The organism is Achromobacter sp. Root565, assembly GCF_001427425.1.
Classification (GTDB): domain Bacteria; phylum Pseudomonadota; class Gammaproteobacteria; order Burkholderiales; family Burkholderiaceae_B; genus Achromobacter; species Achromobacter spanius_D.
In genome coordinates, this window is sequence record NZ_LMGO01000001.1 from 404,640 (window position 1) to 417,258 (window position 12,619).

At 65.9% G+C, this 12,619-nt stretch carries 14 protein-coding genes; 8 read left to right on the forward strand and 6 right to left on the reverse strand.

All coding sequences use genetic code 11. The features are described from left to right. Positions 1 to 17 precede the first annotated feature (17 nt). The 3 genes from ASD71_RS01790 to ASD71_RS01800 all read right to left on the reverse strand — a co-directional run bounded on the left by ASD71_RS01790 (position 18) and on the right by ASD71_RS01800 (position 2,226). Positions 18 to 755 (reverse strand): sulfurtransferase, encoded by a 738-nt coding sequence (locus tag ASD71_RS01790; protein WP_056566287.1) that lies wholly within the window; start codon positions 753 to 755, stop codon positions 18 to 20. A gap of 117 nt (positions 756 to 872) precedes the next feature. Then, the gene (locus ASD71_RS01795) at positions 873 to 1,664 is read right to left on the reverse strand and encodes an META and DUF4377 domain-containing protein (protein WP_056559092.1); all 792 of its coding nucleotides are present in this window, start codon (positions 1,662 to 1,664) and stop codon (positions 873 to 875) included. Positions 1,665 to 1,695: 31 nt separating this feature from the next. Beyond that, positions 1,696 to 2,226, reverse strand: coding sequence for an META domain-containing protein (locus tag ASD71_RS01800; protein WP_056559095.1), 531 nt, complete (start codon positions 2,224 to 2,226; stop codon positions 1,696 to 1,698). Between the two features lie 306 nt (positions 2,227 to 2,532). Between ASD71_RS01800 and ASD71_RS01805 the strand changes: the two genes are divergently transcribed. Next, positions 2,533 to 3,684: an acyltransferase gene (locus ASD71_RS01805; RefSeq protein WP_056559098.1), complete on the forward strand. Its 1,152-nt coding sequence runs from the start codon at positions 2,533 to 2,535 to the stop codon at positions 3,682 to 3,684. Here ASD71_RS01805 and ASD71_RS01810 read toward each other — a convergent pair. Further along, positions 3,665 to 4,063: a helix-turn-helix domain-containing protein gene (locus tag ASD71_RS01810; protein ID WP_082578749.1), complete on the reverse strand. Its 399-nt coding sequence runs from the start codon at positions 4,061 to 4,063 to the stop codon at positions 3,665 to 3,667. The two genes, ASD71_RS01805 and ASD71_RS01810, sit on opposite strands and share 20 nt — an antisense overlap. An 83-nt stretch (positions 4,064 to 4,146) precedes the next feature. Then, positions 4,147 to 4,419 (reverse strand): hypothetical protein, encoded by a 273-nt coding sequence (locus tag ASD71_RS27875; protein WP_156395057.1) that lies wholly within the window; start codon positions 4,417 to 4,419, stop codon positions 4,147 to 4,149. Positions 4,420 to 4,629: 210 nt separating this feature from the next. Between ASD71_RS27875 and ASD71_RS01815 the strand changes: the two genes are divergently transcribed. After that, on the forward strand, positions 4,630 to 5,451 hold the full coding sequence (locus ASD71_RS01815) for a response regulator transcription factor (RefSeq protein WP_056559103.1): 822 nt from the start codon (positions 4,630 to 4,632) through the stop codon (positions 5,449 to 5,451). A gap of 392 nt (positions 5,452 to 5,843) precedes the next feature. Further along, positions 5,844 to 7,055 carry a voltage-gated potassium channel protein gene (gene kch, locus ASD71_RS01820; protein ID WP_056559106.1) on the forward strand — a complete coding sequence of 404 codons (1,212 nt, stop codon included), beginning with the start codon at positions 5,844 to 5,846 and terminating at the stop codon, positions 7,053 to 7,055. Here kch and ASD71_RS01825 read toward each other — a convergent pair. Then, positions 7,032 to 8,636 (reverse strand): EAL domain-containing protein, encoded by a 1,605-nt coding sequence (locus tag ASD71_RS01825; RefSeq protein WP_056559109.1) that lies wholly within the window; start codon positions 8,634 to 8,636, stop codon positions 7,032 to 7,034. The two genes, kch and ASD71_RS01825, sit on opposite strands and share 24 nt — an antisense overlap. Positions 8,637 to 8,890: 254 nt before the next feature. On the opposite strand from ASD71_RS01825, the gene ASD71_RS01830 reads away from it, so the two are divergent. The 5 genes from ASD71_RS01830 (at position 8,891) to ASD71_RS01850 (ending at position 12,603) form a co-directional block, all read left to right on the forward strand. Then, positions 8,891 to 9,352 carry a hypothetical protein gene (locus ASD71_RS01830; RefSeq protein WP_369818902.1) on the forward strand — a complete coding sequence of 154 codons (462 nt, stop codon included), beginning with the start codon at positions 8,891 to 8,893 and terminating at the stop codon, positions 9,350 to 9,352. Continuing rightward, positions 9,342 to 10,088 carry an acetoacetyl-CoA reductase gene (gene phbB, locus ASD71_RS01835; protein ID WP_056559115.1) on the forward strand — a complete coding sequence of 249 codons (747 nt, stop codon included), beginning with the start codon at positions 9,342 to 9,344 and terminating at the stop codon, positions 10,086 to 10,088. Before ASD71_RS01830 ends, phbB begins: the two co-directional genes overlap by 11 nt. Positions 10,089 to 10,143: 55 nt before the next feature. Next, on the forward strand, positions 10,144 to 11,025 hold the full coding sequence (locus ASD71_RS01840; RefSeq protein ID WP_056559118.1) for an EamA family transporter: 882 nt from the start codon (positions 10,144 to 10,146) through the stop codon (positions 11,023 to 11,025). Positions 11,026 to 11,128: 103 nt separating this feature from the next. Then, positions 11,129 to 11,641: a sigma-70 family RNA polymerase sigma factor gene (locus tag ASD71_RS01845; RefSeq protein WP_056559122.1), complete on the forward strand. Its 513-nt coding sequence runs from the start codon at positions 11,129 to 11,131 to the stop codon at positions 11,639 to 11,641. Next, positions 11,638 to 12,603, forward strand: a complete 966-nt coding sequence (locus tag ASD71_RS01850; RefSeq protein WP_056559125.1) for a DUF4880 domain-containing protein — start codon at positions 11,638 to 11,640, stop codon at positions 12,601 to 12,603. The genes ASD71_RS01845 and ASD71_RS01850 overlap by 4 nt, the downstream gene beginning before the upstream one ends. The last annotated feature ends 16 nt before the right edge of the window (positions 12,604 to 12,619 follow it).

Below are 12,619 nucleotides of genomic sequence, written 5' to 3' on the forward strand. Positions count from 1 at the left end.
TGCAGCGATGAATCCGGTCAGGCGTGGCTGGGCGCCAGCGCCGGATCCAGCGAGACGCGCTCGTCGAACACGAAGCACTTGCCTTCGTAGCCGGGCCCGCCCGTTTCCTCGAAATATTTGAGAATGCCGCCGTCGAGCTGGTAGACGTTTTCGATGCCGGCCTCGTTCATGAAGATGGCGGCCTTCTCGCAGCGGATGCCGCCCGTGCAGAAGCTGACGACAGTCTTGCCCGCGAGCTGCGCGCGGTTCGCTTCCACCGCGGCGGGAAACTGCGTGAAGCGGTCGATGCGCCAGTCGATGGCGTTCTTGAACGTACCCTCGTCCACCTCGAAGGCGTTGCGCGTGTCCAGCATGACCACGGGCCGGCCATCGTCGTCGACGCCCGCATCAAGCCAGCGCGCCAGCGTGTGCGCGTCGACCCCGGGCGCACGGCCTGCCGCCGGCCGGATGGCGGGGTGGTTCATGCGGATGATCTCGCGCTTGATCTTGACCAGCAGCTTTCGGAACGGCACGTCGTTGCTGTGGCTGAACTTGACCTCCAGGTCCGCGAACCGCGCATCGGCGCGCAGGCCCAGCAGGAAGGTGTCGATGCCGCCGGCCGCCCCCGCGAGAAACAGGTTGATGCCTTCACCGGCCAGCAGGATCGTGCCCTTGAGCCCGGCGGCGCCGGCCTCGGCGAGCAGGCGCTCGCGCAGCTCGGGCAGGGCATCCAGCGAAACGAATTTGTAAGCGGCGATATTGACGACGGAAGTCATGGCAAAGCAATAAAAACGGGCGGCGAAGCCCGTAATCATAATCGCTGGGCGGTGGGCGCCGGCGCAGAGGCCATTGCAGGGCGGCCAGCGCCGCCCTCAGCCTGCGTGCCGCCACCCTCAGCGGGTGACGACGACCTGCTGTTCGACCACCGCGTCCAGCACCCAGTGCCGCGGCGCGGCGGCGACGGGATTCGGATCGTCAATCTCGACCACGCGCAGCCGGTAGCGCACACCGGACTGGTAATTGAAGCCGGTGATCTGGCCATGCCAGACCTGCCAGGGCTGGTAGGGGTCGTCGCGCACCAGGAAGCACAGGGCGCGGCCGGCGCCGGTGTCGCACGGCACACGCGTCGCATCGACGTAGATCAGCTTGGTTCCGCCCTGGCCGCCCGCCAGCGAGTCCGGCCTGCGCGTGAATTCCAGGGTGTCGCCCGTGCTGAGCTTCCAGGCCATGCGCTGCGGATTGTTGGCGTAGTCGAGCGAACTGGCGGTGATGCCGGTAAGCGCCGCCAGGAACTCGCGCTCGATCGCCATGGCTTGCGGCGCGCAGGCGATCTCGGTCGACACCGGATTGCCGCGCACGATCAGGATTCCGTTGGCAAAGGTGTACGGCGTGTTGAATGAATTGCAGCCGGAAAACCCCAGCATGCGCGGTGAGCCCTGGTCATGGATGAAGGTCACCGAGATGGCGCGCTGCGATGCCGACGGATGCGGCACGGGGCGCAGCGCACCGCCCGGCAGCACCCAGCGCACCAGATCCCAGTTCGTCTGCACCAGAATGTCGGAGGCGGAGGTCGGCTGGAACCGCGGATCCTGGCCATCGGCCGCGGTCGGCGGCGACGAGCAGGCAACGAGACCGGCGCACAGCAGGCCGGGCGCCAGGCGGCGCAGGAAAAGGGGTAAGCGCATGCGGGTCCTTGAAACGTTCAGCGAAGCGAATTCAGGGTGTCGAGGGATCCTGGCGACGCTCGAACTCCAGCACGTCGCCGCCACGCAGATTGAACGTCAGGTGACGCGGCGCGCCGCCGCTATCCAGCGTGAACGTGTCGATGGCGCGCAGCGCGCGCAGGTAATCGGCTTCCAGCTTTGCACGCTCGGGCGGCACGCAGGCCATGCGCGTGGTGGCGGGCGCGTCGATGACAAGCTTGTTGCGCTCAAGCTTGTACGTGCCCGTGTAACGGTTGCAGCCGGAGAATCCGTTGACCTGGTATTGCTTGCCCTGCGCGAGGAAGGTCAGGCGGATGGGTTCGCCGTTGTCGCCGTGCGGAATGTCGCGCAGCGCGCCGCCGGGTTGCGACCAGCGGACCAGTTCCCAGCTCGTCTGCGCCAGTGAGTCCTTGCTGGTGGCGGCGCTGGCGGCAGCGGCGCCTTCGGGACGCGCCCCGCCGGTCATGCCGGCGCATCCGGCCAGCGCCGCGGTCAACAGTCCCAGGCAGAGCACCCTGGTGGGCGTGGACAGGAAGTTGGGCATGAGCGAGCCTCCAATTGATGCGTATCGTCGTAATGTAACCGGCCTGTGGCGCGTCACGCGATTTTCTCCGTCCGTCAGCCGTATCCAAAAGATGCACGATTGAGCCGGAGGTTCTAGCTCCGATGATCTCGGGTTCTGCATCGAATGCCGCATGGCGGGGGTAAGTCGCCGCGAGCAGAATCAATGACAGTTGATGACTCCGGCCTAAAAAGTAATACAGGGAAAGAGGAGCGGAGCCCGCGACAACCGCATGCGCAGTGTCCGGCCCATCGGGCCTGAGAACAATATCGACCGGGGAGATGCGCGATGGGCTTCTTAAGAACCTTACTGGCGTTGTCAGTGGTGCTGGACCACCTGGGCGGAGGCTATGCCGATCAGCTTGTCGGCGGCAGGCTTGCCGTGCAGCTTTTCTACGTGATTTCCGGCTTCCTCATTTCATACGTGCTGACGGCGACGGACAACTACCAGGGCGCCACCGGCAAGTTCTACGCCAACCGCTTCCTGCGGCTGTTCCCGATCTATCTGGCGGTGGCGGCGCTGACGCTGACGGCCCACATCGTGAGCGGCGGTTCGTTCTTCCGCATCTACGAAGCGCTGCCCTTCAGCGCCGAAGTCTTCCTGTTCCTCTCCAACCTCTTCATCTTCGGTCAGGACTGGCTGATGTTCTTCGGCATCCGCGATTCGGCCCTCGCCTTCACCGGCAGCTTCGCCAACAGCGACGTGCCGCTGTACAAGGGCCTGCTGGTGCCGCAAGCCTGGACCCTCGGCGTCGAGATGAGCTTCTACCTGGTGGCGCCCTTCGTCCTGCGCTCGCCGCGCCGTCTGCTGGCGTTGCTGGCCGCCTCGCTTGCCCTGCGCGCGATCCTGATCTGGACCGGCGTCGGCCGCTCGGATCCCTGGACCTACCGCTTCTTCCCGACAGAATTGGCGCTGTTCCTGATCGGCTCGCTGTCGCACCAGGTGCTGCTGCCGCGCATGAAGGCCTGGACGCAGCGCGTCAAGCGCCTGCCCGAGCTGGGCACCGGCATCCTGTTCCTGTATGCGGTTGCGCACTTCTCGATCGGCATCAATCCCACCGTGCGCGATGGCCTGGCCGTCCTCTTGTTCGCCGCGCTGCTGCCGCTGGCGTTCCTGTTCCAGTCACGCCACAAGCTGGACAAGGCAATTGGTGAACTCAGCTATCCGCTGTACATCTGCCACATGCTGGTGATCATGGCGTTCAGCTGGCTCATGCACGACGTGCAGGAGCACCAGCCCATGCTGTTCGCCGCCATGGCGATCACCGGCTGCATCGGGGTCTCGGCGGTGCTGAACTACCTGATCGCGGATCCGGTGGAGCGCCTGCGCAGCCGCCTGCGCACCGATCCCCGCGGCACCGGGGCCAACGCCCCCGCCGATGTCCGGCTGCGCCCGCAGGTTCCCGCGCAACCGATGGGAACTATTCGCCGCGTGCCTTGATGTAGGCGCCCAGCACCAGCTCGATCTGCCGCTTTTCCTGGTGGGTGAGACGGGCGTAGGCCGCGTAGGAGATGGTTTCGAAGGGCCAGGCGGGCGGGTCGGGGATTTCGCCCAGCCTGCCCGCAGCAACATGGCCGGACGGCGTGTCGAGCATGGGACCTTCGCCCGTACTGAGCCACAGGGGATTGACGCGCAGGGCGCGCGTCAGCTTGATGAGCGCCTCGCTCGAAGGCTGCTGGCGCTGGCCGCTTTCGTAGTTGCCGATGGCGCTTTGCGACAGGTTGCTTGCGACCGCCAAGTCCTTTTGAGTCCACCCCTGAAGCACTCTTGCGTTGCGCAGACGATGGCTAAACGTGTCCAATCGATCAACTCGAGACATTAATTTGTATGGTTTTATTTGATTAAAGCATTTCAAATCCACGGCCAAACAAAGGGATTAGCCCCCAATTTCCGGGCTAATCCTTAAATCGCCGCATGGCCCCCCTGGCCTTGCACGCGTGCTGCTGCGCGCCGTCGCTTACCGCCACAAACCGCCCCATAAAAGTCATATCTTTCATCGGTTTGCAGCGTATTGCCCCGCGTTTCGCCCGCCGCCGTCACGCGGCGCTGCAGCAAAACCGACAGCAAAAAAAGCCGCATGAGTTTATGGGCATCGAATCGGCCGAAAGAGAAAATAATGTATCGGTAATACATAATATTTTTCTGACGCAAATCGGGGATCAAACGCTGTTTCAATCGATGCGAGGCCATTTCCCCGCGGACGACTGTTACCGTCCGAAACCATAGAAACGTATCTTCACAAAAAAACACGCCCGTGTTTAAATGCAACACAGGCGTGCTCTGGAAGGAAAAGCGCCGCAACGGCCGGCAACGGCATGGCTCTGCCAGACGTCCGGCTTTTTCAAGGCGCCAGCGCCCTACCGCGACGCCTCATTGGAAGCATCAATGAACAACACGCTGGATGTCATTTTTCTTGGCCGCGACGACGCCAGGCATGCCAGACTCGTCGAGTCCCTTTCACATCTGGGATTCAACGTCCGCCGCTGCCACGATCTCGTGGATGTCTACGACCGATACTCCCGCCGGCCCAGTCCGCTGGTCGTTCTGGAAGCCCCGCTTCCCGATGTGCATAACGCCGCCGTGCGCCTGCGCGCCATCGACCGCAGCCTGGGCCTCGTAGCCATCGCCCCATTCACCGATTCGGAAAGCCGCATCCGCACGTTGCTCTGCGGCGCTGACGCCTGTCTGCCGCCGGACGTGACCGGCCTGGAGCTTGCGGCGGTGCTGCAGGCGCTGGTACGGCGCGCGGTCGGTCTGGACGGGATGGACCCGGGAGCGGGCGCGGATTCGGGCGCATCGGAAGAACCGGCCCAGGAAGGCTGGCGGCTGGCGAACAAGGGATGGACGCTCATCAGCCCCAAGGGCAGGACGCTGGGTCTGACAACCGGTGAACGCGACTTCCTGTCGCGGCTGGTGAAGTCGCCCGACCGCAAGATCAGCCGCGACGCCTTTCTGGCCGATGGCGCGGACGAAGCCGACAGCGGCATCACGCGCCGCCGCTTCGTGGACGTGATGATCAGCCGCCTGCGCCGCAAGGCCGCGGCCAATCAGATGACGCTGCCGATACGCGCGGTCCACGGATGGGGCTACATGTTTGCAGCCGACATCACGCTGGATCTGGACTATCGGGTAACGGCGCCGTCCGCGCGCGCGGACGGGCAACAGGCCTGGCGCAGCGAAGAAGCGGACGCGAACGCGTCTGCCTGAAATCGCCCGGCGCAAGGCCGTCAGGCGAAAAAAACGCGGCGCTGCCCCCGAAGGGTAAGACGCCGCGCTAAAACAACACGTGAACCCGGAGTCATCGGCCGGCACCGATGCCTTCTACCTGGATCACGCGATTCCAACATTCGTGCCTCATACTACTCACGCACGGTCCGACCGTGGCCCGCGCCGGGTCTCTAGTCCCTGCACTGGCTGCAACGTGATCAACGCCTGGCAGTGCGTCCACCCTTGCTGCTGGGAGTGCGTTACTGCCATATCGGCGGTGTTCCTTCCGGATAGCCGCCTGATGAGGAAAGTTTAGGACCTCGGACGCGTTTCCAGTAATTCTTTGTTGATAGTCTTCCATACCAGATTGATATAGGAAGCCCGTGCCTTCCATGCCCCTGCCCCAGCCAACCCTGCGCCATCGCCTCCGCAAGATCCTGGCGTTTTTCCCGCCGAACTGGTGCCTTGCCATCCTGGTGGCCCTCGACGGATACGCCTTCATGCACCCGGTGCTGCGCGAAGTCCGCGCGCGCGAATATTCGTTCTGGCTCGCGCTGGACAACTGGCACGAGATCATGCGCGTGGTCGGCCTGCTGGAGATTCCGCGCCTGGTGCTCGGCGTGGGTCTGCAGGTGATTGCGCTGGGCTTGATACTCAAGGCGCGCATCGCCTGGGCGTTCTCGCTGGTGCTGCTGATCGGCATCGGCACGTTCGCCATATTGGGCGATGGCGGCCGCGCGGGACTGGGCATCTACACGCTGGTCCTGGTGATCGCGCTGGTGGCGTACTGGCGGCGCTTCGATCGCGCCAGCGTGACGGCCGGCTCGCTGTTTGCGCTGGTCAGCGTGCTGTCGCTGATGATCTACGCGGTGTTCGGCACGCTGTACCTGGGCAACGAATTCAATCCGCCCATCCTCGACGCCGGCACCGCGCTGTACTTCTCGATCGTCTCGATGTCCACGGTGGGGTACGGCGACATCGTGCCGCATAGCGGCACGGCGCGCCTGTTCACGGCGTCGATTATCATCCTCGGCATTACCGTGTTCGCCACCTCCGTCAGCGCGATCGCCGGACCGGTGATCGGCGGCAATCTGAAACGGCTCGTCAAAGGCAGGTTTTCTTCGGCCATGAGAAAGAACCACATCATCATCGCGGGCGCGACGCCCCTCGCGCTGAGCGTCTACCAGGGCCTGCGCAGCCGAAACGAAGAAGTCACCGTCATCGTGCCAACGGGCATGGCGCACGACTATCCCGCAGCCGCCGACCTGATCGAAGGCGATCCCTCGAGCGTCGACGTGCTGCACGTGGCGGGTGTCGCGCGGGCGCGCTATGTGCTGGCGCTGCGGGACGACGACGCGGAAAACGCATTCATCGTGCTGGCCGCGAAGGAAGCCACCGGCACGGACGGCGCCAAGACCGTGGCGCTGGTCAACACCAGCAAGCATCTGGAAAAGATCCGCCGGGTGCAGCCCGACCTGGTGTTTTCGGTGCAACTGCTGGGTGCGGAAATGCTGACGCGCGCGATCAACGGCGAACCCATGGACAGCCAGGCCATCACGGACCTGTTCTTTGCCAAGCCGTCAGCCAACGCCAAAACCACTTGAACGCGATTGGGGCTCGCCCACCGGTTCGCCCGGCGGCGCGTGCTCGGCATACCACGTCACGAACTGATCCGACGGCATGGGCCGCGCAAACAGGTAGCCCTGGATGAACGCGACGCCGCGCCCGGTGAGATAGCGGAACTGCAGGTCGGTTTCGACGCCTTCGGCCAGCACCGCCAGGCCCAGGCGATGCGCCAGCGTGATGATTACGTCCAGCACCGGCGCGTCTTCGCCGGTGGGTTCGATGGCATGCACGAAGCCCTTGTCGATCTTCAGGTAATCCACCGGAAAGCGCTGCAGATACGACAGCGAGCAGTGGCCGGTGCCGAAGTCGTCGATGGCCACGCGCACGCCTTGCGCGCGCAGCGCGTCGATGTTGCGCCGGGCCTGGCCGTCGTCGGTGATCAGGCTGCGCTCGGTGATCTCCAATACCAGGGTCGGCTCACGCTGGGCGATGTTGGCCGAGAAGCGCTCGATGTCGACCGCGAACTCGGCGCACGACAGATGCTCGGCGGCAATATTGACCCCGACATGAAAGCCCGGCGGAGTGGCCCAGCCGCGCATGTCGCGCTCGATCAGCGCGAACAGATGGCGCGTCAGCGGGACGATCATGCCATCGGCCTCGGCCGCGGCAATAAAGATGTCGGGCCGCACAAAGCCCACACCGGGCCGCTCCCAGCGCAGCAGCGCCTCGACGCCGCTGCACTGGCCCGTTGCATGACCGTACACGGGTTGGTAATGCACCCTGAATTCATCAGCCCTGATCGCGCGGCGCAACTGCTCCTTGAAGGAACGGCGGTTCGCCTGCTGGCGGTACGCAACCACGGCCAGGCCGAATCCGAGCAGCGCGGCGGCGGGCAGGTAGGTCATCATCAATTGCTGCCACGCCTGCACGACCGCTTCGGGCGGTGCATTGACGCGGATGATCAGGGGCGCGCCCCCATCGGGGTTTATGGTCTCGCTGAAGACGAGTTCTCGGGACGGCCCGTTCGCGCCGTTGGAATCATTGTGGATGGGTGTGCCGCCTTCGCCCACCTGCAGATCGATCCGGTAATCGCGCAGGCTGGCCACGGCGTTCAGCAGGTCCTGCACGTAGCGGCCGTCGACCACCACCACGCCGCTATGGCCTTCGATGCCGGGCCGGCCCAGAAGGATCGCCGGACGCTCGGGCGCGAGCGGCGTGCCGGCAACGGTGAAGAGCCAGCGGTCGGGTGACACGCCGGACGCCCACTTGCGAAAATCCGAGACCGGGAAATCGGACCTGCCGACCGCCGACGAGCAATAGATGCGATCGCCACGAACCAGGATGAGCGATCGGATATACGGATTGAGCGTGCCCCAGCGCTGCAGGTCGGGCAGCGCCTCTTCGCAGGTCAGGGCGGTCAGCGGGGCCATCCGGTCCAGCAGCTGCCAGGCCTGCGCCAGGATGTGCTGCGTCTGCACCCGCACGATGCGCGCGGCCGACTCGGCTTCGAAGCGCTGCTCTTTCTGCGCGTGCCACCACGTCCAGGCGACGCAGGCGATCACCGGCAGCACCAGCGCCAAGGCCACGGGCAGATAACGCCACGAGGGAACGCGTTCCATCAGGCCTGATGTCGGCAAGGGGTCTCCGCGGCAGTAGGGGGCCATTAGTGCAGGTGCATCGTTGCGATGGGACACCATGTGCGGCGCTGCGTCAAGAACTGCGTGTGTGCGTGCGCCTTGCGCAAGGATCGGGTCCGCAACGCTGGCCGTACCACCGCCCGCTGGGCTATCGTTGACTGGCAAGCCCCTCTGCCGACGGCATGAGGCTCGTGTGTATTCGTTTCCCCTTAGCACGCCATTTACAAGGACGGATGATGAAGAAAGCAAATGCCTCCCTGCCCGCCGGCCTGACCGGCGCCAACGTCGCCTTCTGCCAGCGCCTGGCCCAGCTTGCGCAGGAAAGCCAGCAGCGCTGGCTTGAAATGGGCCAGCGTCTGGCCGGCGACACCACCGGCCAATACCTGGCCACCCTCTCCCCCTTGAAACCCGCCGCCAACTGGCAGGATGTTGCGCCCGCCATGGGCGAGCTGGCGCGAAAGCGCTGGCAGACGCAACTGGAAGCCAGCCAGGCGCTTACCCACGCCGCGCTGCAGGAGCAGGCCACCCTGGCCGCCGGCGTGGGCGAAGCGATGTGCGAATGGTTCAAGCAGGCCAACAGCGCGGCGGCCGACAGCTCGCCCTTCGCGCAGATGTGGTCCACGATGACCAACCAGATGGCGGCCGCCTGCGCCGCCATGCAGGACGCGCACCAGCAGGGAGGCCGCCATGACCGTTAAACGAACCGCCCTCATCACGGGCGGGACGGGCTGCCTGGGCCGCGCCATCGCCGTCGCGCTGCACGATGCGGGCCACGATGTCATCGTCACCTACCATTCCAGCGAAAGCGCCACGCGCGAATGGGTCAAGGAAGAGGCCGCCAAAGGCCGGACCTTCGCCATGTACAAGGTCAACGTGGCGGACTTCGACGCCTGCCAGGCGCTGGCTCGCAAGCTTGAAGAAGACGGGCGCCAGATCGACATCCTGGTCAACAACGCCGGCATCACGCGCGACGCCAGCCTGCGCAAGATGAGCGCACAGAACTGGGCCGACGTCATGCACAGCAACCTGGATTCCATGTTCAACATGACGCAGCCGCTGTGCGGCCCGATGGCGGATCGGGGCTGGGGCCGCATCGTGAACATCTCGTCGGTGAACGGCAGCAAGGGCGCGTTCGGGCAGACCAACTACGCGGCTTCCAAGGCGGGCATCCACGGCTTCACCAAGTCGCTGGCGCTGGAAGTCGCCCGCAAGGGCGTGACGGTGAACACGGTGTCGCCCGGCTATCTGGCCACGCGCATGGTGCAGGCCGTGCCGCCGGAAGTCATGCAGGAAAAAATCCTGCCGCAGATCCCCGTGGGACGGCTGGGCGAGCCCGATGAGATCGGCGCGTTGATCGCGTTCATCTGCAGCGATGCGGCGGGATTCATGACAGGCAGCAATGTGGCCATGAACGGCGGCCAGCATATGTATTGATGGCGGTTTGCCGGCGCTGCACGCGCCGCGCCGGCAAACCGCATTTCCTTGATTCATGTCCCGCAACACCGACCTCTTCCTGACCGCGCTGGCCCCCGCCATCTGGGGCAGCACCTATGTAGTCACCACGCTGATGCTGCCGCCGGGCTATCCGCTGACGGTCGCCATGCTGCGCGCCCTGCCTGCGGGGATTCTGCTGCTGTTGTGGGTCCGTGCGCTGCCGCACGGCGTCTGGTGGCTGCGCGTGTTCGTGCTTGGAGCGCTGAATTTTTCGGTGTTCTGGGCGCTGCTGTTCGTCGCCGCCTATCGCCTGCCGGGCGGCGTGGCGGCCACGCTCGGCGCGATCCAGCCGCTGGTCGTGATCGCGCTGGCCCGGCTGCTGTTGGGGTTTCCGGTGCGCGGGCTGTCCGTCTTGGCGGCATTGGCCGGACTGGCCGGCGTGGCGCTGCTGGTGCTGACGCCGAAGGCGGCGCTCGACCCCGTGGGCGTTGGGGCGGGACTGGCCAGCGCCGTGTCGATGGCGCTGGGCACCGTGCTGAGCCGCCGATGGCAGCCGCCCGTCTCCGCGCTGGCGTTCACGTCGTGGCAGTTGACGGCGGGCGGCATCCTGCTGATTCCCGTCGCGCTGCTTGCCGAGTCGCCCCTGCCGCATTTCACGCTGGTCAACGTCATGGGCATCGCCTGGCTGGGGCTGATCGGCGCGGCGCTGACCTATGTGCTGTGGTTCCGCGGCGTGGCGCGGCTGGCACCTGCGGCGGTGTCGTCACTGGGCTTTCTGAGTCCGCTTTCCGCCACGGTGCTGGGCTGGGCGATCCTGGGCCAAAGCCTGTCGCCGCTGCAATTGGCGGGCATGGCGGTCGTGGTGGGCAGCGTCTGGCTGAGCCAGCGCGCGCAACGCCAAACCGAAGCGCCGATGGTGTCGCGGGCGACGCGCTGAGCTGGGTCCCTTGAAAGCGGGCGGCTGGCGTGTTGTCTTGCGCGGCGATCCAAGTTATAAATAAGAGTTATTCCCATTAACAATCTCGCCGCGCCGCCCGTCCATGGATTCCCCCGCGTACCAGAACATTCAACGGCTTTACGCGGAACACCACGACTGGCTGCTGGGCTGGCTGAACCGTCGCGTGAACAATCGCGCGGACGCCGCCGACCTGACGCAGGACACATTCTGCCGCGTGCTGACGTCGCCGTCGGCCACGCCCATTGCCGAACCCCGCGCCTACCTGCTGACGCTGGCGCGCCGCCTGACCATCGACCTGTGGCGCGCGCGCGACGTCGAGGCCCGCTATCTGGACGCGCTGGGGCACGAGCAGGAACCGGTTGCGGCCTCGCCCGAGTTGCTGATGATGCTGAAGCAGGCCGTGCAGGAGATCGATGCCCTGCTCGACGGCCTGCCCGTTCCGGTCAAGCACGCATTCCTGCTGAACCGGCTGGATGGCATGACGCATCCCGCCATTGCCCAGGTGCTTGGGCTGTCGCTGGCGACGGTCGAGCGTCACGTGAAGCGCGCCTTTCTGCACTGCCTGGCCGCGCGCCGCGCCGCGGACGCGCCATGAAGACGCTGTCCGCCGGTGACGCGCTGACCGATCGCGCGGTCGACTGGATCGTGCTGCTGACCTCGGGGCGGGCCTCCGACCGCGACCGCCAGCGCTTCGAACACTGGCTGGCCAGCCATCCCGACAACGCGCGCGCCTGGGCCGAGGTCGACGGCCTGATGCAGCAACCCCTGTCCCGGCTGCGTGACGCCACGCGCGACGCCCCGGGCCCGGCACGCGCGGCCCGCACCGCGCTGTTGCAGGCCAACGGGGTGAATCGCCGGCGCGTCTTGAAGCTGGCCATGCTGATGGCGGGCGTCGGCGTGGGCGCGCTGGTCACCGACCGCTACGTGCCGCTGGCCGGCCTGTCCGCCACCTATTCCACCCGCACGGGCGAACGCCGCACTTATGCGCTGGCCGACGGGTCCGTGCTGACGCTGAACGCGCGCTCGGCCGCCGACGTGCATTACGACGACGCGCAGCGCACGGTCGTGTTGCACCAGGGGGGGCTGTACGCGGACGCGCATGCCGATGCGCGCCCGTTTGTGGTGCGCACGCGGCATGGCGAGGTCACCGCCGCGGCAGCCCGCCTGAGCATCAGCCAGTTCGACGGCTACTCCGTCGCGGGCGCCCTCCAGGACGCGCTGACGCTGCGGCCCCGGCGCGGCGATGCCATGGAATTACTGCAAGGCGCCTCGGCCGCGTTTGACGGCGACCGCGCCTGGGCGCGCGAAGACACCGCGCAGGCCGGTTGGCGCAGCGGCATCCTGAGCGTGCGCGATACGCGGCTGGAAGAGGTGGTGGAACAGTTGCGCGCCTATCAGGCCGGTCTGATCCGGGTCTCTCCCGAGGTGGCGGCGCTGCGCGTCTTTGGCGTGTTTCCGCTGGACGATCCGCGCCGCGCGCTGGAAGCGCTGGGCGACACGCTGCCCATCCGGATACATCGCTACGGGCCCTGGATGACGCTGGTGGACGCCGCCTGAAAAAAATCGGCCGGCA